Here is a 25,088-nt window from a genome sequence, read left to right as displayed (position 1 = left end):
GCCTTCGGTGGGGCGGGATGGATAGGCCTGCGCCGTACGGCGCAGGCGTCAGTGTCTCAGGTCTGCGCAGGCACCTGCCAGGCGTCGTGGCGCGTCAGTCGCCAGGCGTAGGCCCCGAGGATCAGTCCGCGCAGCAACATGAAGCATAGGAAAGTCAGCCACAAACCGTGGTTGCCGAAGGGTTGCAGCAGAAGGCCCAGCGGCAGGCTTGCGGCGCAGGCCAGGAGCATGGCGTTGCGCATCTCGCGGGCGCGGGTGGCGCCGATGAACAGGCCGTCCAGCAGGTAGCTCCACAGGCCGATCAGGGGTAGGCAGGCGAGGTAGGGCAGGTACTGGTCGGCGGTGGCGCGCACTTCGGGAATGTCGCTCTGCAGGGCGATGAACAGGTGCCCGCCGAAAGTGAAGAAGGCGACGAACAGGAGACTGGCGATCAGCGACCAGCCGCAGGCCACCACCAGCGAGCGGCGCAGCGCGGTGCGGTCGCGGCCGCCGATGGCGTGGCCGCACAGGGCTTCCACCGCGTGGGCGAGGCCATCCAGGGCGTAGGAGGTGACCATCAGGCCGTTGAGCAGCAGCGCGTTGGCCGCCACCGTGGCGTCGCCCAGGCGCGTGCCCTGCACGGTGAGCAGGAAGAACACACCCTGCAGAGCCAGGCTGCGGATGAAGATGTCGCGGTTGACCATCAACAGCGGCCGCCAGCTCGCCCAGGCGCGCAGACGCGTCCAGTCCGGTTGGCCGGGGTAGCGCCTGAGCGCGCCACGGGTCAGCGCCAGCCCGAGCAGGGCGCCGCTCCATTCGGCGATCACCGAGGCCCGTGCGGCACCGGCCACGCCCCATTCCAGGCCAAGCACGAACCACAGGTCGAGGGCGATGTTGATCAGGTTGGTGGTGAGCAGGATCGCCAGCGGCGCGCGGGCGTTCTGCGTGCCGAGGAACCAGCCGACCAGCGCATAGGTGGCCAGCGCCGCCGGCAGGCCGAGCAGGCGGATGTGGAAGAACTGGCGGGCCAGCGTGTCGAGCTCGGCGGATGGCCGCATCAGCGCCAGCGCCGGATCGGTCAGCGGCACCGCCAGCAGCCCGAGCAGCAGCGCCAGGCCCAGGGCGAGCAACAGGCCCTGGCCGAGAATTCGCCGCAGCGCACCGCCGTCACTGCGGCCGGCGGCCTGGGCGGCGAAGCCGGTGGTGCCCATGCGCAGGAAACCCAGTACGCCCACCAGCAGGGTATAGAGCCCGCCGCCGACGGCCACTGCACCCAACTGATGGGCGTGCGGCAGGTGGCCGATCACCGCGCTGTCCACCAGGGTGACCAGGGGCACGGAGACGTTGGAAAGGATCATCGGCGCGGCCAGCGCCCAGACGCGGCGGTGGGTTGGCTGGTGACGCCAGGCTTCGAGCAGGGGATTCATGCGGGGCTCCTGAACAGGCCCGCAGTATAGCGAGCCACCTCAGGGGCTGTAGGAGCGAGCTTGCTCGCGAACCGCATAGCACCGTGCCTTGCAGGTTCGCGAGCAAGGGCTAGGCGCCCCCTCGTTCCTACGAAGAGCAGAAAGCGCCGCGGGCGCTCAGGCGGTCTTCTTGCGGTACGCGCAGTAACCGGGGCGCGGGCCAACCTGCGGGTGGTTGCGACAGGTGTCCGGGCGCTTGGCGTAGACGGTGCACAGGCGCGTCTTGCGATCGAGGAAGTAGCAGTCGCCGTTGCTGGTGCGGGTCAGGGTGAAGATGCCGCTCTTCTGGTTGAAGCGCTCGACGACGCCTTCCTTCAGCAGGCGCTTGGCGATGTTCTTCGCCGGTTCGTCGCGCTCGAATTCGTCGACGACGCCGATGCGGATCAGGTCATTGACGTTGACTTCCGCCGGCATGGTGCAGCAGGTGGCGTTGCAGTCCTTGCACAGGCCCGAGGTGTACTTGGCCCAGGTTTCCAGGCGGTCGAGTTCGGCGTTGGCAATTAGCGGCGGTTTTCTCATGGCGGCATTCGGCAGGGTCGAGCGAGGCGCGCATCATAGTGGTCGGCGCGAAGAATTGCGCGGCCTTTCGACGAACAGGGGCTCTCAGGACGCCGAGAGGGTCGCGAGCCCGCCGTGGTCCTGCAGGTACTGGCGGAAGCTCGGGTAGCAGAGGCGGAACCAGGGCGTGAAGCGCTCCGGGTGGGCGGTCATCTCGGTTTCCAGGTCGGCCAGGGTGATGTAGCGGAAGTCGTCGGCTTCCTCGGGATCAGGCTGCGGCGGCTGGTCGTCGATGGCGCCGAACAGGTGGCCGTATTCGTGCTCGGTCATGCCGTTGGCCAGCTCCAGGCGGTAGCTGAACTCGAACAGCTTGCGCAGTGCGACCTGGACGCCCATTTCCTCGCGCAGCCGGCGCTCGGCGGCGTGCTGCACCGACTCGTCGGGGTACGGATGGCCGCAGCAGCTGTTGCTCCACAGTCCGCCGCAGTGGTACTTGCCCTGCGCGCGGCGTTGCAGCAGCAACTCGCCGGCGCTGTTGAACAGGTACACGGAGATGGCCCGGTGGCGCAGCCCCAGGTGGTGCGCCGCGTGCTTCTCCATCGTGCCGGTCGGGTTGTCGTGTTCGTCGACCAGGATCACCTGGATGTCGGTCATGGGGTTCTCCTGCGAGCGCGTCGTCCGTGGCCGTTGCCGTTCAGCTTATCAGCCCTTGCGGATCATCCAGATGCCGACGGCGATGGCGGCCATGCCGGCGATCTTCAGCCCGCTGACTGGCGCTTCCCTGAAGCCGGCCCAGCCGAAGTGGTCGAGGGTCATGGCCATGCCCAACTGGCCGGCAAGCACCAGCACCATGAACATCAACGCACCGACGCGCGGCGCGGCGAAGGCGGCGATGAAGATGAAGAACATGCCGAGGAAGCCGCCGCACCATTGCCACCAGGGCAGCTCGCGCAGGGCATTGAGGCTGGGGAACTCGCGGTTGGCCAGGGTCAGCACCAGCAGGCCCATGGTGCCGACGAAGAAGGAAATCAGCGCGGCGGCCAGCACGCTGGACACCTGCTTGGCCAACTGGCCGTTGATGCCGGCTTGCAGGGGCAGGCAGGCGCCAGCGATCAGGGGTAGTACGAACATCCACCAGGGCGGCGTGGGCATGGAATGACTCCTGGGCAATCGAAGCGAAAAGGGCAGCCGGCTAGTATGCACCAGACTGGAGCATCTCTCCGCCCGATTCCTGGAGCCGTACATGATGACTTTGCCCTCCCGCACCCTGAGCGTCCGCATCGAACGACGTTGGGGCGAGGCCTACGAGTTTCTCGCCGCACCGCAGAATTTCCCGCGCTGGGCCTCGGGGTTGTGCCATGCGATCGAGCCGCTGCAAGGCGATCTGTGGCTGGCGCAGACACCCCAGGGGCCGCTGCGGGTGCGCTTCTCGCCGCACAACGCCTTCGGCGTGCTGGACCACGCGGTGCTGCCTGAAGACAGCCCGGCGATCCACATTCCCTTGCGGCTGATCGCCAATGGCGATGGCTGCGAATTGCAGCTGACCCTGCTGCGCCAGCCGCAGATGGACGACGCTACCTTCGAGCGCGATGCGCAGTGGGTGGAGAAGGATCTGCAGGCGATCAAGGTGTTGCTGGAGTCTGCGTGATGCCGGTGCGTCCTCTGTAGGAGCGAGCTTGCTCGCGAACCCCCGGCACCGCAGCAGGCGGGAAAACTGTTCGCGAGCAAGCTCGCTCCTACGAAGAGCCGTCAAAGGCGTGCTGCCAACTCCGCGCCCTCGCGGATTGCCCGCTTGGCATCCAGCTCCCGCGCCACGTTCGCGCCGCCGATGACGTGGTAGCGCAGGTTCTGCGCCGCCAGCGTCGGCTGCAATTCCAGCAACGGCTCCTGCCCGGCGCAGATCACCACGTTGTCTACCGCCAGGCACTGCTCCCGGTCATCGATTCGCACGTGCAGGCCGTCATCATCGATGCGCCGGTACTCCACGCCGCCGAGCATGTGCACGCCGTGATGCCTGAGGTGCGCGCGGTGCACCCAGCCGCTGGTCTTGCCCAGTCCGGCGCCGGGCTGGCCGGGCGTGCGTTGCAGCAGCCAGAGCTGCCGACGCGGCGCCACCGCGAGCGGCGGGATCAGCCCGCCCGGCGTGGCGTTATCCAGGTCGATGCCCCACTGGCCCAGCCAATCGCCCAGCGGCTGCGGGCCGTCGCGCTCGGCGAGCAGGAAGCTGGCGACGTCGAAGCCAATGCCGCCGGCGCCGATCAGTGCGACCTTCTCGCCCACCGGCGCGCCACGCAGCACGTCGAGGTAGCTGAGCACCTTGGCGTGGGAGATGCCCGGAATCTGCGGCGTGCGCGGACGGATGCCGGTAGCGACAATCACCTCGTCGTACTCGCCCTGCAGTTCGCCTTGGGCGATGCGCCGGCCCAGTTGCACCTCGACGCCCAGGTCGCGCAGACGCACGGCGAAGTAGCGCAGCGTTTCGTGGAATTCCTCCTTGCCCGGCACCCGCTTGGCCAGGTTGAACTGCCCGCCGATCTCCCCGCTGGCCTCGAACAGCGTCACCCGGTGCCCGCGCTCGGCGGCCACGCAGGCGGCGGAGAGCCCGGCAGGGCCGGCGCCGATCACCGCGATGCGCTTGTGCACCCGCGCCTTGCGGTAGCGCAGCTCGGTTTCGAAAGCCGCGCGCGGGTTCACCAGGCAGCTGGCGCGGCGGTTGGCGAAGGCGTGGTCGAGGCAGGCCTGGTTGCAGGCGATGCAGGTGTTGATCGCCTCGGCGCGTCCGGCAGCGGCCTTGGCCACGAACTGCGGGTCGGCCAGCAGCGGGCGGGCCATGGAGACCAGGTCGGCGTGACCCTCGGCGAGCAGCCGCTCCGCCACGTCCGGGGTGTTGATGCGGTTACTGGCGATCACCGGCACCCGCAGCTCGCGGCGCAGTCGCGCGCTGACCTCGGCGAAGGCCGCGCGCGGCACCGAGGTGACGATGGTCGGTACTCGCGACTCGTGCCAGCCGATGCCGGTGTTGAGCAGGTCCATGCCGGCGCCTTCCAGTGCGCGGGCGACGGTGCACACGTCGTCCCAGCTGTTGCCGCCTTCCACCAGGTCCAGCAGCGACAACCGGTAGCTGATGATGAAGCGCTCGCCCAGCGCGCGGCGGATGCGCCGGACGATCTCCAGCGGCAGGCGCATGCGGTTGCCCAGGTCGCCGCCCCAGCGGTCGCGGCGCTGGTTGGTGCGCGGGCAGAGGAACTGGTTCAGCAGGTAGCCCTCGCTGCCCATGATCTCCACGCCGTCATAACCGGCTGCCTGGGCCAGCTTCGCGCAGCGGACGAAGGCGGCGAGGGTGCGCAGGATGCCGCGCTCGGAGAGTTCGCGCGGGCTGAACCAGCTGATCGGCGACTTGATCGGCGAGGCAGACACCACCAGCGGGTGATAGCCATAGCGCCCGGCGTGCAGGATCTGCAGCAGGATCTTGCCGCCCTCGCGCTGCACCGCCTGGGTCAGGCGCCGGTGCGCCGGCACCTGCAGACCACTGGTGAGGCTGCTGCCCAGCGGCAGCAGCCAGCCTTCGCGGTTGGGCGCGAATCCGCCGCTGATGATCAACCCGACGCCGCCGCGCGCCCGCTCGCGGTAGTAGGCGGCAAGCTTGCCGAAGTCCCACAGGCGGTCTTCCAGCCCGGTGTGCATCGAGCCCATCACCACGCGGTTGCGCAGCTGGGTGAAGCCCAGGTCGAGCGGGGCGAGCAGGTGAGGGTAGGGTGAGGCGGGCGTGGACATGGAAGCAACCGTGGGCATTGGAGTTCCCATCACCCTATTGGCTTGCCGTGCGTCGGTGAACGGCCCGGATGCCGTGCCGTTCGGGCATTTCGGTCAAGCCAGCGGTTGACAGCGGGCGTATCGGCCGCAGACTTTCCCTTATGGCAGGGCTTCGTGCCCCGAACGCAAGCTGAAGTGACGGGAGGACGTCATGAAAGCGATAAGAAGAAGACATGCGCGCCATTACCTGCTCGCGATTCTCATCGGGCTGGCCCTCCTGGGGCTGCATGAGTCCCTCCAGACCGACCGCCAGCAGTCCGCGTGCCGCCCAGACGGCAGCAGTCTCTCCTGCGCCTACCCCTGATGCTCCTTTGGGAGTATTGCCTCTTCCGTTCCCGGTGACGGACTGACGCGCGTCAATGCGCCGCAAACCCCCAGCGTGCATGGTCTGCCCCGCTCAAGCTGGCGCATCGGCCCGGCTTGGCTATCTTTTAAGCAGCAAGGGTCCGGCCATGTACCGGACGTACGCTGCCTGATCAGGAGACGCACGATGGATATGAACCGTCGGCAATTCTTCAAGGTTTGCGCTGTAGGCCTTGGAGGATCGAGCCTGGCGGCACTCGGGGTTGCGCCCCCGGATGCATTCGCCGACCAGGTCCGCCATTTCAAGCTTGCGCGCACCGTCGAGACCCGCAACACCTGCCCGTACTGCTCGGTGGGCTGCGGCATCCTCATGTACAGCCAAGGGGATGCGGCGAAGAACGTTGCGCAGAACATCATCCACATCGAGGGTGATTCCGATCACCCGGTCAACCGCGGCACCCTCTGCCCGAAAGGCGCGGGCCTGCTCGACTTCGTCCACAGCCCCAACCGCCTGAAGTACCCGGAAATCCGCGAGGCGGGCTCCAGCGAGTGGAAGCGCATCGGCTGGGACGAGGCGCTGGACCGCATCGCCAAGCTGATGAAGGAAGACCGCGACGCCAACTTCATCGAGAAGAACGCCCAGGGCCAGACGGTGAACCGCTGGCTGACTACCGGCTTCCTGGCCGCGTCGGCGTCTTCCAACGAAGCGGGTTACATCACCCACAAGGTGGTGCGTTCCCTGGGACTGCTGGCGTTCGATAACCAAGCGCGTGTCTGACACGGCCCGACGGTGGCAAGTCTTGCCCCGACGTTTGGCCGTGGAGCCATGACCAACCACTGGACCGACATCAAGAATGCCGATCTGGTCCTGATCATGGGCGGCAACGCTGCTGAAGCGCACCCGTGCGGCTTCAAGTGGGTGACCGAAGCCAAGGCGCACAACAAGGCGCGCCTGCTGGTGGTCGACCCGCGTTTCACCCGTTCCGCTTCGGTGGCCGACTATTACGCGCCCATCCGCACCGGCACGGACATCGCCTTCCTCGGCGGCCTGATCAACTACCTGCTGGAAAACGACAAGTACCAGAAGGAATACGTGCACAACTACACCGACGTCTCCTTCATCGTGAAGGAAGGCTTCGGTTTCGAGGACGGCCTGTTCAACGGCTACGACGCCGAGAAACGCACCTACCCGGACAAATCCTCCTGGCAGTACGAGCTGGGCGAGGACGGTTTCGCCAAGGTCGACCCGACGCTGCAGCACCCGCGTTGCGTGTTCAACCTGATGAAGCAGCACTACAGCCGCTATACGGCGGACGTGGTGAGCAACATCTGTGGCACGCCCAAGGACATGATGCTCAAGGTGTGGGAGGAGATTTCCACCACCGCAGCACCGGACAAGGTGATGACCATCATGTACGCCCTGGGCTGGACCCAGCACTCGGTGGGGGCGCAGATGATCCGCACCGGCGCGATGGTCCAGCTGCTGCTGGGCAACATCGGCATGCCCGGCGGCGGCATGAACGCGCTGCGTGGTCACTCCAACATCCAGGGGCTGACCGACCTCGGGCTGCTGTCCAACTCGCTGCCGGGCTACCTGACCTTGGCCGGCGACGCCGAGCAGGACTACAACGCCTACATCGCCAAGCGCACCGCCAAGCCGCTGCGCCCGGGCCAGCTGTCCTACTGGCAGAACTATCCCAAGTTCCACGTCAGCCTGATGAAGTCCTGGTTCGGCAAGTCGGCCACCAAGGAAAACAACTGGTGCTACGACTGGCTGCCCAAGCTGGACATGCCCGGCGCCGGCTACGACGTGCTGCGCTACTTCGACATGATGTACCAGGGCAAGGTCAACGGTTACTTCTGCCAGGGCTTCAACCCCATAGCCTCCTTCCCCAACAAGGCCAAGGTCAGCGCCGCGCTGGCCAAACTGAAGTGGATGGTGGTGATGGACCCGCTGGCCACCGAGACCTCCGAGTTCTGGCGCAATGCCGGCGAGCACAACGACGTCGACACCAAGTCCATCCAGACCACCGTATTCCGCCTGCCCACCAGCTGCTTTGCCGAGGAAGACGGCTCCATCGTCAACTCCGGCCGCTGGCTGCAATGGCACTGGAAGGGCGCCGAACCACCGGGCGAGGCGCGTACCGACATCGCGATCATGGCCGGCCTCTACCACCGTCTGCGCAATGCCTACGCCAAGGACGGCGGCAAGTTCCCCGACCCGATCCTCGGCCTGGACTGGAACTACCTGAAACCCGACGAACCCGGCCCGGACGAGCTGGCCAAGGAGTACAACGGCAAGGCCCTGGCCGACCTGGTCGACCCGGCCAACGGCATGGTCCTGGCCAAGGCCGGCGAACAGCTGCCGGGCTTCGCGCTGCTGCGCGACGACGGCAGCACCGCCAGCGGCTGCTGGATCTTCGCCGGCTCCTGGACGCAACTGGGCAACCAGATGGCCCGCCGCGACAACAGCGACCCCTACGCCATGGGCCAGACCCTCGGCTGGGCCTGGGCGTGGCCGGCCAACCGGCGCATCCTCTATAACCGCGCCTCCGCCGACCCCAGCGGCAAGCCCTGGGACCCGGTGAAGAAGCGCCTGGTGTGGTGGAACGGCAAGGCCTGGGGCGGCACCGACGTGCCCGACTACAAGGTCGACGTGGCGCCGGAAGCGGGGATGAACCCGTTCATCATGAACCCCGAAGGCGTGGCGCGGTTCTTCGCCGTCGACAAGATGGCCGAGGGTCCGTTCCCCGAGCACTACGAGCCGTTCGAGACGCCCATCGGGATCAACCCGCTGCACAAGAATCCGCAGGCCATCAGCAGTCCGGCCGCGCGGGTGTTCAAGAACGACATGGAACTGTTCGGCAAGGCCGACGAGTTCCCCTATGCCGCGACCACCTACCGGCTCACCGAACACTTCCACTTCTGGACCAAGCATTGCCGTCTGAATGCCATCGTCCAGCCGGAGCAGTTCGTCGAGATCGGCGAGGCGCTGGCCAAGGAACTCGGTATCAAGGCCGGCGACCGCGTGAAGGTCTCCTCCAATCGCGGCTACATCAAGGCGGTGGCGGTGGTGACCAAGCGCATCCGTCCGCTGCAGGTCAACGGCAAGACCGTGCACCACGTGGGCATCCCCTTGCACTGGGGCTTCTCCGGGGTGGCGCGCAACGGCTACCTGACCAACACCCTGACCCCCTTCGTGGGCGACGGGAACACGCAGACGCCGGAGTTCAAATCCTTCCTCGTCAACGTGGAAAAGGCGTGAGGTGAAACATGAGTAGCCAAGACATCTACGCCCGCTCCGCCACCACCACGCCGATGCCCTCGGTGCGGCGCGAGGAGGAAGTGGCCAAGCTGATCGACGTGTCCAAGTGCATCGGCTGCAAGGCCTGCCAGGTCGCCTGCTCGGAATGGAACGAGCTGCGCGACGAGGTGGGCCACAACCACGGCACCTACGACAACCCGATCGACCTGACGGCGGAATCCTGGACGGTCATGCGCTTCACCGAATACGAAGCGCCGGCCGGCAACCTGGAGTGGCTGATCCGCAAGGACGGCTGCATGCACTGCGCCGAGCCCGGCTGCCTGAAGGCCTGCCCGAGCCCGGGGGCGATCGTCAAATACGCCAACGGCATCGTCGACTTCAACCAGGACCACTGCATCGGCTGTGGTTACTGCATCACCGGTTGCCCGTTCAACATCCCGCGCATCTCGCAGAAGGACCACAAGGCGTACAAGTGCACCCTGTGTTCCGACCGCGTGGCGGTGGGCATGGAGCCGGCCTGCGTGAAAACCTGCCCGACCGGCGCCATCGTCTTCGGCACCAAGGAGGACATGAAGGAGCACGCCGCCGAGCGCATCGAGGACCTGAAGTCGCGCGGCTTCGAGCACGCCGGCCTGTATGACCCCGAAGGCGTGGGCGGCACCCACGTGATGTACGTGCTGCACCACAACGACCAGCCGTCGCTCTACGCCGGCCTGCCCGACAAGCCGGCGATCAGCCCGCTGGTCAGTCTGTGGAAAGGCATCACCAAACCGTTGGGCCTGCTGGCCATGGCGGGCGTGGTGCTGGCCGGGTTCTTCCACTACACCCGCACCGGTCCCAACCGGGTGGAGGAGGACGAGGAAGGCGGACCCGACCCGCAGGCGCCGGTGCACAAGGTCGATCCCGCTGTGCATGACTATGATCCGCGTACTCCACGCTGAGCCCACACGCCGAACTGCCCCCTCTCCCTTCAGGGAGAGGGTTGGGGAGAGGGCGCTTCCAAGCTCTCCCAGGAGCCCGACGAAATGAAGAAAGATATCCAGCGCTACAACGCCAACGAACGGAGCAACCACTGGATGGTGGCCATCCTGTTCTTCCTCGCCGGCCTCTCGGGGCTGGCGCTGTTCCACCCGGCCATGTTCTGGCTGACCAACCTGTTCGGCGGAGGCCCGTGGACGCGCATTCTCCACCCCTTCCTCGGGGTGGCGATGTTCCTGTTCTTCCTCGGGCTGGTGGTGCGTTTCGCCCACCACAACCTGGTGGAAAAACGCGATGTGCAATGGCTCAAGCAATGGCGCGACGTGGTCGCCAACCGCGAGGAAAACCTCCCGGAAGTCGGCCGCTACAACGCCGGGCAGAAGCTGCTGTTCTGGACCCTGCTGCTGTGCATGCTGGTGCTGCTGCTGACCGGCTTCGTCATGTGGCGGGCGTACTTCAGCCAGTGGTTCGGCATCGACATCATCCGCCTGGCGTCGCTGCTGCACGCCTTCGCAGCCTTCGTGCTCATCTGCAGCATCCTGGTGCACATCTACGCCGGCATCTGGGTGAAGGGCTCGATGGGTGCCATGCTCTACGGCTGGGTCAGCCGCGGTTGGGCGCGCAAGCACCACAATGGCTGGCTGAAGGACGTGGAGAAGGGCAAGGGCCACTGAGTGTCGACGTAACCGCCGGCTGGCACTGACTTGCCAGTCGGCACGGACAGTCCCCTCTCCCTTCAGGGAGAGGGCTAGGGAGAGGGCCCTTTCTGGCCCCGCTCCGAACCCAACAAGGAGTCCTGCGTGTCAGGCCGAATTCTCGAACCCGGGCAGATCGAAGCTGCCGCCAACATCCCTCCGCTGTTCAACCTGCCGTCTCCCGATCTCTTCACCCGCCGCGCCGCGCGCCTGCGCGAACTGGCGCCGGGCAATCCGCTGCAGGGCTACCTCGAACTGATCGCCGGTGTCTGCGACGCCCAGCAGGCGCTGCTCGATCGCAAACTGCCGCTGCCAGGGCCTGACGCCACCGCGCTGGCCCGCAGCCATGAACACCGCATGCCGCCGCTGGCCTACGAAGTGCTGGTGCGTGAAGGCGCCTGGTTGCCGCTGCTGGACGCCTTCCTCGACGCCTATGAACCCACCGCCAACCCGGCTATCGTCCAGGCGCTGAAGGCCCTGCGCGGCGCCGACGAAGGCCAGCGCAAGGCCTGGGCCCTGGGCCTGCTCAACGGCCAGTTCGACCTGCTGCCGCCAGCCCTGGTGCCCTTCCTCGGCGCCGTGCTGCAAGTCGCCTTCAGCCAGTGGTTGCTGCAACTGCCTGAGGACACCCTGGCGGAAACCGACAGCCAGACCCTCTGCCCGGCCTGCGGCGCGCCGCCGGTGGCCGGGATGATCCGCCATCAGGGCAAGCACGCCGGCCTGCGCTACCTGTCCTGCTCGCTGTGCTCCTGCGAATGGCACTACGTGCGGGTCAAATGCAGCCACTGCGCCGAGAGCAAGGGCCTGGCCTATTACTCGCTGCAGCGCGAAGGCGTCGCCAGCGACCAGGCGCCGCTCAAGGCCGAGACCTGCCCCGGCTGTCAGTCCTACCTCAAGCAGTTCTACCTGCAGCACGACAAGCATGCCGAGGCCCAGGCGGACGACCTGGCCAGCCTCGCGCTGGATATCCGTCTCGCCGAGGACGGCTACCTGCGTACCGCGCCGAACCTGCTGCTGGCGCCAGGTGGCTCCTCGTAGGGCGTACAAGGCTCCACCTTGTACGCCGTCTGGCCTCGGCATCACTGCGCTCCGGGTTCAACCCCAGTGCGGATAAGGGCCGAGGTGCATCGGCGTATAACCGCGAACGGTTATACGCCCTACACTGACTCCAGCCATCGACTCCGCATTAAGGCCCGTCCATGACCTCGGTACGCCTGCCCTCCATCGACCGCCTGCTGCGCAGCCCGGCCTGCCAGCCGCTGCAGCAGCGCTACGGCCGCGAGGCCCTGCTCAAGACCCTGCGCGATCTGCTCGACGAACTGCGCGAGCCCGCGCGCCATGGCCAACTGGCCGCTGTCGAGCTGGAAGAGTCCGTGCTCGCCGGCCGCGCCGGCGAACGCCTCGCGGCGCACCATGCCAGCCGCGTGCGCCGGGTGTTCAACCTCACCGGCACCGTGCTGCACACCAACCTCGGCCGCGCGCTGTTGCCGGAAGAAGCCATTGAAGCCATCACCCTGGCCGCGCGCTACCCGCTCAACCTCGAATTCGATCTTGCCTCCGGCAAGCGTGGCGACCGTGACGACCTCATCACCGGGCTGATCCGCGAGCTGACCGGCGCCGAAGCCGTCACCGTGGTCAACAACAACGCCGCCGCCGTCCTTCTGGCGCTCAACAGCCTGGGCGCGCGCAAGGAAGGCATCATCTCCCGCGGCGAGCTGATCGAGATTGGCGGCGCCTTCCGCATTCCCGACATCATGTCCCGCGCCGGGGTGAAGCTGGTCGAAGTCGGCACCACCAACCGCACCCACGCCAAAGACTACGAAGCCGCCATCGGCCCGCGCTCCGGCCTGCTGATGCGCGTGCACACCAGCAATTACAGCGTGCAGGGCTTCACCGCCAGCGTCGCCACCCCGCAACTGGCACAGATCGCCCACGCCCACGGCCTGCCGCTGCTGGAAGACCTCGGCAGCGGCACCCTGGTCGACCTCACCCGCTGGGGCCTGCCGAAGGAGCCGACCGTGCAGGAAGCCCTGCACGATGGCGCCGACATCGTCACCTTCAGCGGCGACAAGCTGCTCGGCGGCCCGCAGGCCGGGCTGATCCTCGGCAGCCAGTCGCTGATCGGCAAGATCAAGAAGAACCCGCTCAAGCGCGCCCTGCGCGTGGACAAGCTGACCCTCGCCGCGCTCGAAGCCGTACTCAATCTCTACCGCGATCCGGACCGACTCGCTGAACGCCTCACCAGCCTGCGCCTGCTCAGCCGCCCTCAGACCGACATACGCGCCCAGGCCCAGCGCCTGGCGCCGACCTTGGCGAGCCTGCTTGGCGAGAGCTGGAGCGTCAGCGCCGAAGACGCACTGGGCATGATCGGCAGCGGCGCCCAGCCGGTCGCCCGGCTGCCCAGCGCCGCCCTGTGCCTGCGCCCGAACCAACCCAAGCGCCAACGCGGACGTGCATTGCTCGATCTGGAAGAGCGCCTGCGCTGCCTGCCGATTCCCGTGCTTGGCCGCATCGACGACGACGCTCTCTGGCTCGACCTGCGCCAGCTCGACGACGAGCCCGGCTTCGTCGCCCAACTGCCCCTGCTGGCCGAGGGCGACGCGTGATAGTCGGAACCGCCGGACACATCGACCACGGCAAGACCTCCCTGCTGCGCGCCCTCACCGGCATCGAGGGCGACCGCCGCCCGGCCGAGCGCGAGCGCGGTATCACCATCGATCTGGGCTATGTCTACGCCGACCTTGGGGATGGCACGCTTACCGGCTTCATCGACGTGCCGGGCCATGAACGCTTCGTCCACAACATGCTCGCCGGCGCCAGCGGCATCGACCTGGTTCTGCTGGTCGTTGCCGCCGACGACGGGGTGATGCCGCAGACCCGCGAGCATCTCGCCATCGTCGAACTGTTGGGCATCCGCCGCGCCATCGTTGCGCTGAGCAAGGCCGACCGCGTACCTGCCGAACAGGTGGAACACGCTGCGCGTGAAGTGCAGGAACTGCTCGCCGAAGGACCGCTGGCCGGAGCTCCGATCTTCCCGGTCTCCAGCGTCAGCGGCGAAGGCATCGACGCCTTGCGCGAAGCGCTCAGCGAAGCCGCGCGCGAAACCTTCGAACGCGGAGCGTCGGGCGGCTTCCGCCTGGCGGTGGATCGAGCCTTCAGCGTCAGTGGCGCGGGTATCGTCGTCACCGGCACTGCCTTCGCTGGCGCGGTTAGCGTTGGCGACGAATTGCTGCTCGGCAACGGCGGACGACGCGTGCGAATTCGCGGCCTGCACGCGCAGAATCGCGAGGCACAGCAGGCCCACGCCGGACAACGCGTGGCGCTGAACATCGCTGGCGAGCGTTTGAGCCTCGAGCAGATTCATAGGGGCGACTGGCTGATCGCGCCGGAGCTGCACGCACCCACCACGCGCATCGATATCGACCTGCGCCTGCTGCCCAGCGAGACGCGGGCCTTCGTGCATTGGACGCCGGTTCATGCGCACCTTGGCGCCCAGGATGTCACGGGCCGCATCGCCCTGCTGGAAGATGAGTGCCTGCAACCGGGCGAGCGCGCTTTTGCACAACTGGTGCTGAACGCCCCCAGCCACGCCGTCCACGGCGATCGCCTGGTACTGCGCGACCAGTCGGCCCAGCGCACCCTCGGCGGTGGCCGCGTGCTCGACCCCTTCGCCCCGGCACGCAACCGCCGCAGTCCTGAACGCCTGGAGCAACTGCGCGCCTTGCAGGGCGAGAGCTTGGAAAGTGCCTTGCCGACCTTGCTGGCGCACGCCAGCAACGGGCTCGACCCGGCGCTGCTGGCGCGGCAGTTCAATCGTCCGCGCGCGACCTGGGAGCTGCCTGCCGGGTTGGTCGAGGTCGGCACCCGTCTCGGTCCGCGCCTGTTTTCGGCACAGCGCTGGAGCACCCTGCAACAGCAGGTGATCGACGCCCTGCAACGCTTCCATGAAGAAGCGCCCGACGAGCTCGGCCCCGACCGCGACCGTCTGCGCCGCTACGCCTTGCCTCAGCTGGAGCGCCCCGTCTTCATCGCCCTGCTGGAAAGCCTGCTGACGGATAAACGTATCGACAGCAGCGGCCCCTGGCTGCACCTGCCCGATCACCGCGTGCAACTGGGCGAGGCCGACGAGCGCTTGCGCGAGCGTCTCTGGCCTTTGCTGCTCGCCGGCGCCTTCGACCCACCTTGGGTGCGCGACCTGGCCCGCGAGCTTGCGGTGGAGGAGGGCGACATACGCCTGCTGCTGCGCAAGCTCGCCCGCCTGGGACAGCTGCACCAGGTGGTGAAGGACCTGTTCTACCCGGAAGAAACCCTGCGCCAACTCGCCGCCCACGCCCTTTATCTGCGTGACGACGCCGGCATCATCCGCGCCGCCGCCTTCCGCGACCGCATCGGCATCGGCCGCAAGCGCTGTATCCAGCTGCTGGAATACTTCGATCGAATCGGCTTCACGCGGCGTTTTGGCAACGAGCGGCGGATTCGGGAGGATTCGGCGCTGGCGAACACTGCGCCGGAAGGCAGCTACGGTAAGGTCCTGGAAGCCAGGATCAACGCTGACCGAGCTTGAATGGCCGCCGGAGATGGGCAGTCGAAGCGTGTTTCGTGGCTCGTAAGGCTAGGGGGATGGGCCACGAATCGAACCGGGTGAACGGCTATTCAAGCCTCCTGCGGCATCGCTGCGCTGGCGCCGTTCAAGGCAATGATGGCAACATCCAGGCTCCCGATCCGCCGCCGCCCTCCAGCGCCGGCGCCAATCCAGGGAAGGCAAGCACGCCCGGTGGCGTGGCCGGGCTTCAAACTCGGTGGGGGACGGCAGCCGTTCCTGGGTGGGTTCGACTCCCACTGCCTTCCGCCAATTCCCTTCTCTAAAGCCCACGTGGCTCTAGGCTTCCGACTCTGCCCGGGAAGACGCTTCGACGTCGGTGTCGAAGGACTTTCAGTGTGGTGCGCCCTCGCCAGCCTGCATCCAGGACGGGATATCGTTCATGCCGTGGATTACGCGCCACACATCGATGTGATCGTCTCGCTCGACGTAGAACACCAGGTAGGGATAGCGCTTGAGTGGCCAGCAATGCAGCCCCGGCAAATCCAGCTCATGGGCGTAGCGGGACGATCCACTGGCAGGGTGCCGGGCGATATGGGCGTATGCCTTTTCCAGGGCATCGATGAACCCCAGAGCAGCCTGTTCGGCATCTTCGCTGAGGTAGTAATCGACAGCCGCTTCAACGTCCTGATTGGCGAGTAGGCGTGGAATGACGGGCTTCGCCTTCATCCCCGAGCCTTACGCACCCGGGTACGGAGCGATTCGAAGTAGTCACTGTCGGCAGGTGCCGCAGGCATCGACTCCGCGCCGGCGATCAACAGGCCCCGCAGACGCTGGCGATCCTGATCCTTGCGAATCAGCTCGCGCACGTATTCGCTGCTGGTGCCATAACCGCGCTGGCTGACCTGCTCATCGACAAAGCTCTTGAGCGTATCCGGCAGGGAAATGTTCATCGTGCTCATGGGACCAGTCTCTCTGGAATGGCAAAATTTGCCAAAATATACTAGCACTGGTGCTCCCTCACCGGTATCAAGAGTGTGTCCATCATCGGGAAGTGGAATGGCTCGATCACTGGCGGCATTGGGGGCAAGTGCTTAGTTTTTTGATTCGGGCAGGATGGATCGTTTTGCCCTGTACCTTTACCCATTCACGAACTGCTCATTGAGGAGCTTTCATGAAACGACCACTTCGTCCGCTCCGCCTGCTCGCCCTTGCCGTGTTGGCGTCCGCAGTTCAGGCGCAGGAATTATCTCGCCCGAGTTCCGAGGATGCGACACGCGCTATCCTGGCCATGATGGACATTCCCGAAGTCGGTCAGGCCGACGTCAGGGTGGGTACCTGCGCCGAGCCGCTCCTGTCGGAACACGAAGGCCAGATCGCTTGTACGGTCCTGGTCAACATTGGTGCGGGCTCGTCGGAGACACAGGCGGACTTCTACCGCGAGAACGGCGAATGGGTTGCTCAGCCCAGTGAGTCGCAGAGCAAGCTGCCCTTCCCCGATCCTGCATTGAACGAGTAGGCCGGTTTACGCCTCAGCCATGTCAGCGTGGGCGCACCGGCCAACGGTCCGCTCTCGTGCTCACTGCCCCCACATCATCCGCTGCTGCTGCGCCGAGTAATCGTCGCTCTGCAGCTGGATGCGCGTGGGCTGGCGTTCGAGGTTGTCTTCGCCGAAGGATTCGCGCACGGGCGATTCGATGGCGCTGAAATGGTTGTAGTGGGGGGCGTCGGCGCAGCCGGCGAGGGTGATGCAGGCGATGGTGACCACGGAGAGCTTGAGCATGGGAGAGTCCTCCTGGAGTGAGCTTCGAGAGTCGGCCGGGAGGATTAACGGCGGATTAACGGATTGGCTGTCGCGCTCGGGTGTCGTGAGGCTATGGCGAGTTGAGCGCGCGCCCGAGAATCTGTGTGATCACCTCGCCCTTGCCGTCGGTGTAGGCCTCGCGGTCGGTGGGGAAGCGGCGCGCCAGTTCACGTTTTACTTCGGCGTACATCCGGGCGTCGTCAGGCTGGGCGCGCAGCCAGTTGCGGAATAGCAGGCGGCGCTGCGCCTCGTTCGGCTCCATGAGGTGGATGTGATGGGTGCGCCCGTTACCAAAGGGTGGCATGCCTTTGACGAAGAACATCCGCTCAGGCCTGGGGTTTTCTCGCCAATAATGGTAGCCGAGGCGTTCCAGCGGCTCGATAAGGCAGGAACGGTCGAATCCGGGGGCCGGCAGCAGAAGCATGTCGATGATCGGCTTGGCGTCCAGGCCGGACACGGCGGTACTGCCAATATGCTCGATGGTCAGGTTGGGAAGCTGCAACGCACGGCGGATTGCTTCGGCTTCCTCGGCGAAGCGCTGCGCCCAGCGTGGATCGGCGGCGACAACCTCAATGCGGTCGTCGTCGGCGTTGCTCCAGTGCTGGCCATTGAAATGGGGCGGCTGAGACGACATGAACACTCCAGTCTGTTTGACGGGGCCGCCGGCAACCCCCATGCACGTGAATCGAGTCGATGGTGGCTGCGCGACGGCCCGGCGGAATCAGTCCAGCACGTTGCTCAGGACTTCGTAGATGACGCCGGTGGCGATGGTGACCAGGAGCAGGTCGGTGCCGGCCTGCTGCCACTCGTAGCCGTCGTAGCGGGGAAGGCGGCCGATCAGGCGGCCGTCGAGTTTCTTGGCGATGCCGGGCGGGAGTGGCTTGCCGCGGGCGAGGTTCTTCCGGATACCCGGCGGCAGTGCGGCACCCGGGCTCCAGTAGTCACGGTTGTCGTCGAGGATCACGCGAACACCGCCGATATCGATCTGCGGGCCGCCTTGCCAGTTGTTGCCACCTTGTCCCTGGTAACCCTGGTTGCCGTGCTGTGCGTTCTGTTTGTGGCTGTTGCCCTTGCCGTTGCCCGGATCGGCCAGCAGCATCGGGCTGGCGCCGAGCAGAGCGAGGCCAAGGGTCGCTGTCAGCAGGATATTGAGTCTGGGCATCTCCATGTTTCCTCCGTCTTGGAATCCTGTTGTTGCTGAGCCTAGCCGTTGTTACAGCCTTTTGGCCTTGGGCGCGCTGGTACACATGTGCTTACATTTCGTCGGAAAGCTCCGAACCATTGGGCTGTAATGCAGTCCGAAGGGTATCTCAATCCCGCCCCTGGAGGCGTCTTGATCATGAAGAAAACCCTGGTTGTTGCAGCAGTCTGTGCTTTCGCTCTCGGCGCCACAGCCATGCTGCCCGCCGACCTCTCGCCGATTGGTTCGGTTTATGCCAAGGGCAATGGCGGCGGTGGCGGCAATGGTGGTGGCCACGGCGGCGGTAACGGTGGTGGCAATGGCAGTGGTCATGGCGGCGGCAACGGTGCCGGCCACAGTGGTACCAATGGTGGCGGTGATGGCGATGGAAATGGTCACGGCAATGGCAAGGGCAAAGGCGCGCTTGGCCATACCAGTGACCCGTCCGACGGTAGCTCCGGCATCCACGGCGCGAAGCGCAATGGCAAGGTCGAAGGCGTCGAACACGCCGGCAAGGCCACTCGCGACCATGGTGTGAGCGGCAATCACAACGGCAGCACCAAGAACGACAGCAAGGGCCATGGCGCGACGACCTCGTCCGTGGCTCATTCGAAGGATACCCGTGGTCTGTCCAAGGCAACGGCAATTTCCGACACCACGCCGGGCACCCACAATACCAAGGGCCTGGACAACGCTTCGGATAACTCCACCAAGAACGACCACGACGACGATTGAGTCGTCCCGCGGCCAAGGACGGCCGCTATCCCTCTCCCTTTCTTAGCGCACCGGAAAATCGAAATAGGTCGCGGGATAGGGCTCGGCTTTCAGCCGGTAATGCCACCATTCCGCGGCGTAGGGTTCGAACCCGTGGCGTAGCATGGCCTGGCGCAGCGTCTCGCGGTTGCGGGTCTGCTGCACGCTGATCAGCGGCGTGCCATGGTGGGAAATGGGGCCGAAGAAGTCGAAGCGGCTGCCCATGTCCAACTCCTCCCCCGTCTTTACCTCCACCAGCGTCAGGTCGACGGTGCTGCCGCGCGAGTGCCCGGAGTGCTGGGCGATATAGCCGTCGCGGAACAGCGCGCGCTTGTCCTGGTCCGGGTAGTAGCGGGCCTTCTGCCGGGTATCCTGCGGATCAGCGGCCCAGCGCTTGAAGGCTTCCACGGCACGCTGGGGACGATAACCATCGAAGATTTTCAGGGCCAGGCCGCTCAGGGCGAGGTCCTGTTCCACGGCGGCCAGCGCGGTGGCGGCTTCGCGGGTGACGATGATCCGCGCTGTCTGGTAGCCGTCGATGGGCTCGCCGACGAAGTTGTCGGAGGCGGCGTAGCGTACGTCGTAGCGGGCGGATTTCAGTACCTGGTCGAGGTAGACGAAGCCGGGTTGCGCCGGTTGATCGGCACGCAGTGGCAGGCAGACGATCAGCAGCAGCGGGAGCAGGAGGCGCCAGCGTTGTGCCGCACCTCCCCGGTTCACGGACGCAGGGCCTGTACCCCGTCATCTTCGGGGTCGTAGTTGTCCAGGTACATGCGCCGGGCGAAGGCATCCAGCGCGGCCTGGCCTTGCAGGAAGCGGTCGCGGACGGCGGCCCAGTCGTCCGGCTTCAGGCGCACCATCCAGCCCTCACCGTAGCAGTCCTGGTTGATCAGGCCCGGCCGGCGTACCACGGCATCATTGCTGGCGAGGATGTGGCCCGCCAGCGGGCTGCGGGCGGAGGAGGCGGCCTTGGCGAATTCGACCACGCCGAAGCTGCGGTCGCTCTCGATGTGCCAGCCGTCGCGCTTGGGGGTGAAGGCGAAGATCTGTCCGTAGAGGGCGCAGCCGTAAGCGGTCAGGCCCAGGGTAATGGCGCCGCCGGGCTCCTCGCGCAGCCAGAGGTTGTACTCGGGGGCGTACAGGCGGTCGTTAGGAAACTCCAGACCGTGCAGCTTCATTTAAGCCTCTCGTAGGGTCTGCGCTTTGTCGATGCGGCGTCAGCCGCCACTTCGAAATGCTCATTTACGTGGATTGTAAACTCCGCTTTCTCAGCGGCGTCTTCCTTGCCTCAACTTCGCTCGACGCCTCCGAAGAGGCTTAAAGGGTCAGCACCCGGTCGTATTCGAGGATCATCCGCGCCAGTTCGCCGCCGCTGGCGATCTCGTCGACTTCCTCGATCAGCCGGCTTTCGTCGATCGGTACGCCCGGCGCGCGGCACATCAACAGGCGTGCGCCGGCCTCCTTGGCCTGCTGGATGAAGTGGCTGATGGGCTCGCCACCCTCGGCGGCGTAGAGGTGGTCGGCGACGTCCTGGAAGGCCAGGCGGGTGCCTTCGCCGCTGAGGAACAGTGTCACCTGGGCGTCCATGCACGCCAGCAGGGTGGCGGTGTAGAAGGGCGCCGCGCAGCGCGCCGGGGTGCTCGGGCCGCTGCTGACGATGATCAGCACCCGCTGCCGGTCAGATGGGGTCAAGGGCTTTCTCCAGTTGTACCAGGGCGATGCGCCGGCCCTGCGGGTCGGTGCGCTCGACGATGGCCTGCGGCCTATAACCCAGCCGAGTGTAGAGCAACAGCCCGGCGGCGTTGGCGTTGAAGCAGGACACTTTCATCACCCGCGCCTTGTACTGGTCGCGGGCGAGTTTCTCCATGACCTCGATCAGGTACTGGGCCACGCCGTGCTGGCGCGCCCAGGGAGCGACCATCATGTTGCCCAGCGCGCAGTACTCGCGCGGTTGCCACTGGTAGAAGTTGGCGAACCCCGCCACGCGGCCGTCCAGCAGGGCGAGGGTGCTGCCGCGGCGCTCGGCCATGGCGGCGGCGAGTTGGCCGACGGTCAGCGGCCAGCTTGCCTTGGGGTAGCAGTAGAAGAGTTCGTCGCGATCCTGGGGAAAGCGCACCACCTCGTCGAGGTCGCCAGCGGCAGCGGGGCGGTGGGTGAGGACTGGATGTTCCACGCTCGCTCCCGGCTCAATGCGGTGGGTACTGGGCGATGACTTTCTGCACAGTCTCGCGGATCGCCGCTTCGCGTTCGGCAGGCGTGGGCGGACTGCTGCGCATGACCTGCTCGCCACTGCCGCGCCAGACCAGTTTGCCGTCCTTGCCGTCGAACAGATCGACCTGGATGGTGGCGACCTTGTAGGTGACGGTGCGGGTCTCGGCCATCGGCGGCGGGCCCCAGTAGCCACCCCAGTAGCCGTTCCAGTAGCCACCGCTGTAGGAGGTGATCTGGTCCTGGCGCTGGTCGACGATCAGGTAGGCGCGCACTTTCACGTCGCCGATGTTGCCGTTCTGGGCCTGGCGCAGACCGCGCTGATCGAACTCGTCGGCGACGGCCTGACTGATGCGCTGTTCGGTGAGGTCGCTCTTGATACGCGGATCGTCCGGGCGGTACTCGAACGAGGGTTGCGCCCAGCTCCAGGTCAGGTAGCGGGAGAAGTCGCGGGTGGTGTCGTAGTCGCGGCTGACGCTGGTGGTTTCGCACGCTGCGAGGCCCAGCACCAGGCCTAGAAACAGTGAACGGCACAGCAAACGGCGGATCATGGTGGATTACTCCTGATAGAGCTTCCATCCAAGCGCAGAGTCCGCGCAAAGGCAAGCGGCAGAGCGGTTGCGGGGGCGCCGGAGTCGTCCGGCCGGCAACCTCCCTGGCCACTGCCGGCTCAGCCCGGTGGGTAGCCGTCCATGGCCTTGCGCGCGGCTTCGCGTAGCGCGCGGGCCTGGTCGCTCTGGCTGCTGCCGTTCTCATATTCGGCGCTGCCGCTCCATACCGGTTGGTGGCTGTGGGCATCGAGCAGGGTGATATGCACCACGCTGATGGTGACCACGTAGGTGCGGACGACCGGGTAGTAACCGCCGCCGTACCACGGATCACCCCAGCCGCCGTAGTAGCCGCCACCGTAGTAGTCGGTGGTTTGCCGGGTGCGTTGCTCGCTGGAGAGCTGGGCGCTGACCACCAGGTCCGCTGACGCATTGTTCCTTGCCGGGCGCAGGCCGCGCTGGTCGAGGGCTTCGCTGACGGCATCCTGCAGCGGGCCACTGAAGCCGGTGCCGTCGGCCCAGCTCCAGGAGCGGTAATGCCCGTAGTCCATCGGCGCGGCCGGGTAGCTGCCGGGGTCGAGCCCCGGGTGGGCGGCCGAGGCCGGCGCGGGCGGCATCGGCAGTGAGGTGGCGGAGTAGGGATTCGGGCTCTGGCAGGCGGCCAGGGCGGCAAACAGCGGCAGGATCAGCAGGTAACGCGGCATGACGGACTCCCGCACGCCCGGACCGGTCGGCGTGCGCACTCGCAGACTATGCACCTAATCCTGCGGCCGGCACAGCCAGTGCAGGTAGCGGCCCAGGCCGGCGAAGGCGGGATGTCGACGGTATTGCAGTTCCATCTCAACCAGGTCCAGGGGCTCGGCCTTGTGCTGGAACTCCACCGGCATGTAGTCGTGGAACACCCGCACGCCGCTGCGTGCCTCGACACGCCAGTGCCCGTCCATGGCCGCTTCCAGCGTGCGCGGGTCGAGCGGCTCCTGCGGGGTGAGGCTCTGGCCCTCGCCGGAAAAACGGTTCTTGCGCAGCTTGCGGAAATGGCCCTTGAGCAAGTTGCGGTAGATCAGCGCATCGCGGTTGTAGAAGGCCAGGGACAGCCAGCCGTCGTTGCGGGTCAACTGGTGCAGCACGGGGAGGATGGCCAGCGGCTCGGCCAGCCACTCCAGCACGGCGTGGCAGATCACCAGGTCGTAGGGCTCGTTGAGCTGGCCGAGCAGGTCCTGCCAGGGGGCTTCGATGAAGGTCGCGGGGAGGCCGGCTTCGGCGAAGCGCTGGCGCGCGCCTTCGAGCATCGGTGCGGCGGGTTCGGCGAGGGTGACGTCATGGCCGCGCCCGGCCAGCCACAGCGACATGTGGCCCAGGCCCGCGCCGATATCCAGCACGCGCAGCGGCCGGTCCGGCAACGCTTCGGCAAGGTCGGCCTGCAGCACGGCGAGGCGGATCGCGCCCTTGGCGCCGCCGTAGATCTTCTCGGCGAAGCGCGTGGCCAGTTCGTCGAAATGACGGTCGCCGGTCTTTGGGGAGTCGCTCACTTGGCGCCCCCCTCGATGAAGCGCCGTTCGCTGTCGGCCAGCTTGGCGAGCACCGCCTGCTCCATGTCGATGCCCAGCTCCGCGCACAGCAGCAGGAGGTAGAGCACGATGTCGCCGACTTCCTGGCCGGCGTGGGCCAGTTTTTCCGGGGGCAACTGGCGGGACTCGTCCTCGCGCAGCCACTGGAAGATTTCCACCAGTTCCGCCATTTCCACGCTGGCGGCCATGGCCAGGTTCTTCGGGCTGTGGAAGCGACTCCAGTCGTTGTGATCGCGGATGGCGTGCAGGCGCGTGGTGATGGCTTCGAGATTCATATAGCTTCGAGGTTCATGCAGATGGGGCTCAACGTGAGCCCCATAGCTTCAAGCCTCGCGCATCAAACGTCCAGCGGGCTCCAGCTGCCGGCCATGTGTGGTAGCTCGTCCTTGCCGCGCAGGCTGAACTGCCCGGATGGCGCCGGTTCGCTGGCCAGCAGGTTGACGGAGGCGGGCAGCAGCACCGGCTTCTGGAAGCGTACCTCGACCCGATAGCCGGCCATCGGCAGCTGCTCGCCCAGTGCCGCCAGGCTGCGTGCCTTGTTCCACAGGCCGTGGGCGATGGCGCGGGGGAAGCCGAACAGCCTGGCGCTGGCGGCGGACAGGTGGATCGGGTTGTAGTCGCCGGCGACGCGGGCGTAGCGCCGGCCGATGTCCGCCGGGCAACTCCAGGCGTCGATCTGCTCCAGCGGCAGCTCGGCGGTTTCCTCGCGAGCCGGCGGCGTGCCGTCCAGGCGCATGCCGCGGAACAGGATGCGGCTGTCGCCTTCCCAGAGCAGGCCGAGCTGGTCGTGGAGCTGGGTGATGATGCTGAAGGTCACGCCTTTCTCGTGGGGTTGCAGGTTGTCCACCCGCACGCTGACGTTGAACGGCCCGAGCCCGCCCAGGGGCCGCAATACGCTGATACGGTTCTCCAGGTGCACCAGGCCCAGCAGCGGGAAGGGGAATCGTGCATCGGTGAGCAGCCCCATCTGCAGGCCGAAGGCCAGGATGTGCGGGTAGGTGGGCGGCAGCAGGTGGTTGTCGGGGAAGCCGCAGACCTTGCGATAGCGCTCCAGGTGCTTCGGATCGACCGTGACCGGGCAGCGCAGGCCGCGGGTCGGCAGGCTGCGGCCACGCACGCCACGGCGCAGGGCGGCGCGGATGAACAGGCCGGTGAGAGCGGGGGGAGCGGACAGGTCGAGCCAATCGCGGGACATCGGGTATCTCCTGAGGGGCAAAAGGGGCTGCTGGCGTTTCGGCGCGAGCCGCGTTGCTGCGTCAAATCACGCCAGGCTAGACGCGGGGCGACGGTAATGGCGTTCCCTTGCCTAGCCCTGCGCAAAATGCGGCGCCTTCGCGGTCGTGCCGAAACGTCAGCAGCCCCTTATCAGCTTAGCCAGTGCTCTGCATCGGGCATTGGCCGTGGTAACGCGGTGCGCGGCAGGCAAGTCAATCTGACCGTCCGATTGCTCGGAGATTTCGTTCAATGGCCTTCCTGATTCTCTTGAGGGG

28 protein-coding genes and 1 tRNA gene are annotated in these 25,088 nt (G+C 66.5%); 10 read left to right on the top strand and 19 right to left on the bottom strand.

Annotated features, from left to right (window positions below; translation table 11 throughout):
- Positions 1–56 precede the first annotated feature (56 nt).
- The 4 genes from O6P39_RS23625 to O6P39_RS23610 all read right to left on the bottom strand — a co-directional run bounded on the left by O6P39_RS23625 (position 57) and on the right by O6P39_RS23610 (position 3,095).
- Complete coding sequence (locus O6P39_RS23625; protein WP_275608812.1) at positions 57–1,406, bottom strand: MATE family efflux transporter; 1,350 nt, start codon at positions 1,404–1,406, stop codon at positions 57–59.
- A gap of 156 nt (positions 1,407–1,562) precedes the next feature.
- Complete coding sequence (locus O6P39_RS23620; protein ID WP_275608811.1) at positions 1,563–1,964, bottom strand: YkgJ family cysteine cluster protein; 402 nt, start codon at positions 1,962–1,964, stop codon at positions 1,563–1,565.
- Positions 1,965–2,048: 84 nt separating this feature from the next.
- Entirely contained in the window at positions 2,049–2,597 is a 549-nt protein-coding gene (idi, locus tag O6P39_RS23615; protein ID WP_275608810.1) for an isopentenyl-diphosphate Delta-isomerase, read from the bottom strand.
- Positions 2,598–2,645: 48 nt separating this feature from the next.
- The gene (locus tag O6P39_RS23610) at positions 2,646–3,095 is read right to left on the bottom strand and encodes a DMT family transporter (RefSeq protein WP_275608809.1); all 450 of its coding nucleotides are present in this window, start codon (positions 3,093–3,095) and stop codon (positions 2,646–2,648) included.
- A 91-nt stretch (positions 3,096–3,186) separates the two neighbouring features.
- Here O6P39_RS23610 and O6P39_RS23605 point away from each other — a divergent pair, with 91 nt between their 5' ends.
- On the top strand, positions 3,187–3,591 hold the full coding sequence (locus O6P39_RS23605) for an SRPBCC family protein (protein ID WP_275608808.1): 405 nt from the start codon (positions 3,187–3,189) through the stop codon (positions 3,589–3,591).
- A gap of 101 nt (positions 3,592–3,692) precedes the next feature.
- Here O6P39_RS23605 and O6P39_RS23600 read toward each other — a convergent pair whose 3' ends face one another.
- A complete protein-coding gene (locus tag O6P39_RS23600; RefSeq protein WP_275608807.1) occupies positions 3,693–5,717 on the bottom strand; it encodes an NADPH-dependent 2,4-dienoyl-CoA reductase in 2,025 nt (674 codons plus the stop codon).
- 529 nt (positions 5,718–6,246) lie between these two features.
- Here O6P39_RS23600 and fdnG point away from each other — a divergent pair.
- From fdnG to O6P39_RS23565, 7 genes are all read left to right on the top strand, one after another.
- On the top strand, positions 6,247–9,324 hold the full coding sequence (fdnG, locus tag O6P39_RS23595) for a formate dehydrogenase-N subunit alpha (protein WP_275608806.1): 3,078 nt from the start codon (positions 6,247–6,249) through the stop codon (positions 9,322–9,324).
- An 8-nt stretch (positions 9,325–9,332) separates the two neighbouring features.
- A complete protein-coding gene (gene fdxH / locus O6P39_RS23590) occupies positions 9,333–10,265 on the top strand; it encodes a formate dehydrogenase subunit beta (protein ID WP_275608805.1) in 933 nt (310 codons plus the stop codon).
- Between the two features lie 84 nt (positions 10,266–10,349).
- Positions 10,350–10,976 carry a formate dehydrogenase subunit gamma gene (locus O6P39_RS23585; protein WP_275608804.1) on the top strand — a complete coding sequence of 209 codons (627 nt, stop codon included), beginning with the start codon at positions 10,350–10,352 and terminating at the stop codon, positions 10,974–10,976.
- Between the two features lie 126 nt (positions 10,977–11,102).
- Positions 11,103–12,035 carry a formate dehydrogenase accessory protein FdhE gene (gene fdhE / locus O6P39_RS23580; RefSeq protein WP_275608803.1) on the top strand — a complete coding sequence of 311 codons (933 nt, stop codon included), beginning with the start codon at positions 11,103–11,105 and terminating at the stop codon, positions 12,033–12,035.
- A 161-nt stretch (positions 12,036–12,196) separates the two neighbouring features.
- Positions 12,197–13,603 (top strand): L-seryl-tRNA(Sec) selenium transferase, encoded by a 1,407-nt coding sequence (gene selA, locus O6P39_RS23575; RefSeq protein WP_275608802.1) that lies wholly within the window; start codon positions 12,197–12,199, stop codon positions 13,601–13,603.
- On the top strand, positions 13,600–15,561 hold the full coding sequence (gene selB, locus O6P39_RS23570; protein ID WP_275608801.1) for a selenocysteine-specific translation elongation factor: 1,962 nt from the start codon (positions 13,600–13,602) through the stop codon (positions 15,559–15,561). Before selA ends, selB begins: the two co-directional genes overlap by 4 nt.
- Positions 15,562–15,753: 192 nt before the next feature.
- Positions 15,754–15,849: transfer RNA gene (locus O6P39_RS23565), tRNA-Sec, on the top strand.
- A gap of 81 nt (positions 15,850–15,930) precedes the next feature.
- Here O6P39_RS23565 and O6P39_RS23560 read toward each other — a convergent pair.
- Together O6P39_RS23560 and O6P39_RS23555 are read right to left on the bottom strand one after the other, a co-directional pair.
- Entirely contained in the window at positions 15,931–16,266 is a 336-nt protein-coding gene (locus tag O6P39_RS23560; protein ID WP_275608800.1) for a type II toxin-antitoxin system RelE/ParE family toxin, read from the bottom strand.
- Complete coding sequence (locus O6P39_RS23555) at positions 16,263–16,499, bottom strand: type II toxin-antitoxin system ParD family antitoxin (protein WP_015479019.1); 237 nt, start codon at positions 16,497–16,499, stop codon at positions 16,263–16,265. The genes O6P39_RS23560 and O6P39_RS23555 overlap by 4 nt, the downstream gene beginning before the upstream one ends.
- Before the next feature lie 212 nt (positions 16,500–16,711).
- On the opposite strand from O6P39_RS23555, the gene O6P39_RS23550 reads away from it, so the two are divergent.
- On the top strand, positions 16,712–17,056 hold the full coding sequence (locus O6P39_RS23550; RefSeq protein WP_275608799.1) for a hypothetical protein: 345 nt from the start codon (positions 16,712–16,714) through the stop codon (positions 17,054–17,056).
- A gap of 60 nt (positions 17,057–17,116) precedes the next feature.
- Here the strand turns inward: O6P39_RS23550 and O6P39_RS23545 are convergent, their stop codons facing one another.
- From O6P39_RS23545 to O6P39_RS23535, 3 genes are all read right to left on the bottom strand, one after another.
- Entirely contained in the window at positions 17,117–17,320 is a 204-nt protein-coding gene (locus tag O6P39_RS23545; protein ID WP_275608798.1) for a hypothetical protein, read from the bottom strand.
- 91 nt (positions 17,321–17,411) lie between these two features.
- Positions 17,412–17,975 carry a GrpB family protein gene (locus O6P39_RS23540; protein ID WP_275608797.1) on the bottom strand — a complete coding sequence of 188 codons (564 nt, stop codon included), beginning with the start codon at positions 17,973–17,975 and terminating at the stop codon, positions 17,412–17,414.
- 87 nt (positions 17,976–18,062) lie between these two features.
- Positions 18,063–18,503: an anti-virulence regulator CigR family protein gene (locus O6P39_RS23535; RefSeq protein ID WP_275608796.1), complete on the bottom strand. Its 441-nt coding sequence runs from the start codon at positions 18,501–18,503 to the stop codon at positions 18,063–18,065.
- Between the two features lie 177 nt (positions 18,504–18,680).
- Between O6P39_RS23535 and O6P39_RS23530 the strand changes: the two genes are divergently transcribed.
- Entirely contained in the window at positions 18,681–19,256 is a 576-nt protein-coding gene (locus O6P39_RS23530; RefSeq protein WP_275608795.1) for a hypothetical protein, read from the top strand.
- 42 nt (positions 19,257–19,298) lie between these two features.
- Here the strand turns inward: O6P39_RS23530 and O6P39_RS23525 are convergent, their stop codons facing one another.
- The 9 genes from O6P39_RS23525 to O6P39_RS23485 form a co-directional block, all read right to left on the bottom strand.
- The gene (locus tag O6P39_RS23525; protein ID WP_275608794.1) at positions 19,299–19,994 is read right to left on the bottom strand and encodes a M15 family metallopeptidase; all 696 of its coding nucleotides are present in this window, start codon (positions 19,992–19,994) and stop codon (positions 19,299–19,301) included.
- Positions 19,991–20,452, bottom strand: coding sequence for a glycine cleavage system protein H (locus O6P39_RS23520; protein WP_275608793.1), 462 nt, complete (start codon positions 20,450–20,452; stop codon positions 19,991–19,993). The genes O6P39_RS23525 and O6P39_RS23520 overlap by 4 nt, the downstream gene beginning before the upstream one ends.
- 139 nt (positions 20,453–20,591) lie before the next feature.
- Complete coding sequence (locus tag O6P39_RS23515; protein ID WP_275608792.1) at positions 20,592–20,966, bottom strand: DsrE family protein; 375 nt, start codon at positions 20,964–20,966, stop codon at positions 20,592–20,594.
- A complete protein-coding gene (locus O6P39_RS23510) occupies positions 20,953–21,447 on the bottom strand; it encodes a GNAT family N-acetyltransferase (protein ID WP_275608791.1) in 495 nt (164 codons plus the stop codon). Before O6P39_RS23510 ends, O6P39_RS23515 begins: the two co-directional genes overlap by 14 nt.
- 13 nt (positions 21,448–21,460) lie before the next feature.
- Complete coding sequence (locus tag O6P39_RS23505; RefSeq protein WP_275608790.1) at positions 21,461–22,033, bottom strand: DUF4136 domain-containing protein; 573 nt, start codon at positions 22,031–22,033, stop codon at positions 21,461–21,463.
- A gap of 119 nt (positions 22,034–22,152) precedes the next feature.
- The gene (locus tag O6P39_RS23500; RefSeq protein ID WP_275608789.1) at positions 22,153–22,734 is read right to left on the bottom strand and encodes a DUF4136 domain-containing protein; all 582 of its coding nucleotides are present in this window, start codon (positions 22,732–22,734) and stop codon (positions 22,153–22,155) included.
- A gap of 54 nt (positions 22,735–22,788) precedes the next feature.
- Positions 22,789–23,559 carry a methyltransferase domain-containing protein gene (locus O6P39_RS23495; RefSeq protein WP_275608788.1) on the bottom strand — a complete coding sequence of 257 codons (771 nt, stop codon included), beginning with the start codon at positions 23,557–23,559 and terminating at the stop codon, positions 22,789–22,791.
- Positions 23,556–23,873 (bottom strand): nucleotide pyrophosphohydrolase, encoded by a 318-nt coding sequence (locus O6P39_RS23490; RefSeq protein ID WP_275608787.1) that lies wholly within the window; start codon positions 23,871–23,873, stop codon positions 23,556–23,558. The genes O6P39_RS23495 and O6P39_RS23490 overlap by 4 nt, the downstream gene beginning before the upstream one ends.
- Before the next feature lie 62 nt (positions 23,874–23,935).
- Entirely contained in the window at positions 23,936–24,793 is an 858-nt protein-coding gene (locus tag O6P39_RS23485) for a MaoC/PaaZ C-terminal domain-containing protein (RefSeq protein WP_275608786.1), read from the bottom strand.
- Positions 24,794–25,088 lie beyond the last annotated feature (295 nt).

It is taken from the genome of Pseudomonas sp. PSE14 (genome assembly GCF_029203285.1).
GTDB lineage: Bacteria > Pseudomonadota > Gammaproteobacteria > Pseudomonadales > Pseudomonadaceae > Pseudomonas.
This window is presented reverse-complemented; position numbering and strand designations above follow the sequence as displayed.

Bases quoted from the DNA above. Each gene is read 5' to 3' on its own strand.
- O6P39_RS23585 (WP_275608804.1), top strand. From the start codon at position 10,350: ATGAAGAAAGATATCCAGCGCTACAACGCCAACGAACGGAGCAACCAC.
- selA (WP_275608802.1), top strand. From the start codon at position 12,197: ATGACCTCGGTACGCCTGCCCTCCATCGACCGCCTGCTGCGCAGCCCG.
- O6P39_RS23545 (WP_275608798.1), bottom strand. From the start codon at position 17,320: ATGCTCAAGCTCTCCGTGGTCACCATCGCCTGCATCACCCTCGCCGGC.
- O6P39_RS23505 (WP_275608790.1), bottom strand. From the start codon at position 22,033: ATGATCCGCCGTTTGCTGTGCCGTTCACTGTTTCTAGGCCTGGTGCTG.
- O6P39_RS23490 (WP_275608787.1), bottom strand. From the start codon at position 23,873: ATGAATCTCGAAGCCATCACCACGCGCCTGCACGCCATCCGCGATCAC.
- fdxH (WP_275608805.1), top strand. From the start codon at position 9,333: ATGAGTAGCCAAGACATCTACGCCCGCTCCGCCACCACCACGCCGATG.
- O6P39_RS23540 (WP_275608797.1), bottom strand. From the start codon at position 17,975: ATGTCGTCTCAGCCGCCCCATTTCAATGGCCAGCACTGGAGCAACGCC.
- O6P39_RS23610 (WP_275608809.1), bottom strand. From the start codon at position 3,095: ATGCCCACGCCGCCCTGGTGGATGTTCGTACTACCCCTGATCGCTGGC.
- O6P39_RS23600 (WP_275608807.1), bottom strand. From the start codon at position 5,717: ATGTCCACGCCCGCCTCACCCTACCCTCACCTGCTCGCCCCGCTCGAC.
- O6P39_RS23625 (WP_275608812.1), bottom strand. From the start codon at position 1,406: ATGAATCCCCTGCTCGAAGCCTGGCGTCACCAGCCAACCCACCGCCGC.
- O6P39_RS23520 (WP_275608793.1), bottom strand. From the start codon at position 20,452: ATGAAGCTGCACGGTCTGGAGTTTCCTAACGACCGCCTGTACGCCCCC.
- O6P39_RS23485 (WP_275608786.1), bottom strand. From the start codon at position 24,793: ATGTCCCGCGATTGGCTCGACCTGTCCGCTCCCCCCGCTCTCACCGGC.
- O6P39_RS23620 (WP_275608811.1), bottom strand. From the start codon at position 1,964: ATGAGAAAACCGCCGCTAATTGCCAACGCCGAACTCGACCGCCTGGAA.
- O6P39_RS23500 (WP_275608789.1), bottom strand. From the start codon at position 22,734: ATGCCGCGTTACCTGCTGATCCTGCCGCTGTTTGCCGCCCTGGCCGCC.
- idi (WP_275608810.1), bottom strand. From the start codon at position 2,597: ATGACCGACATCCAGGTGATCCTGGTCGACGAACACGACAACCCGACC.
- O6P39_RS23530 (WP_275608795.1), top strand. From the start codon at position 18,681: ATGAAGAAAACCCTGGTTGTTGCAGCAGTCTGTGCTTTCGCTCTCGGC.
- O6P39_RS23535 (WP_275608796.1), bottom strand. From the start codon at position 18,503: ATGCCCAGACTCAATATCCTGCTGACAGCGACCCTTGGCCTCGCTCTG.
- O6P39_RS23560 (WP_275608800.1), bottom strand. From the start codon at position 16,266: ATGAAGGCGAAGCCCGTCATTCCACGCCTACTCGCCAATCAGGACGTT.
- O6P39_RS23550 (WP_275608799.1), top strand. From the start codon at position 16,712: ATGAAACGACCACTTCGTCCGCTCCGCCTGCTCGCCCTTGCCGTGTTG.
- O6P39_RS23605 (WP_275608808.1), top strand. From the start codon at position 3,187: ATGATGACTTTGCCCTCCCGCACCCTGAGCGTCCGCATCGAACGACGT.
- O6P39_RS23555 (WP_015479019.1), bottom strand. From the start codon at position 16,499: ATGAGCACGATGAACATTTCCCTGCCGGATACGCTCAAGAGCTTTGTC.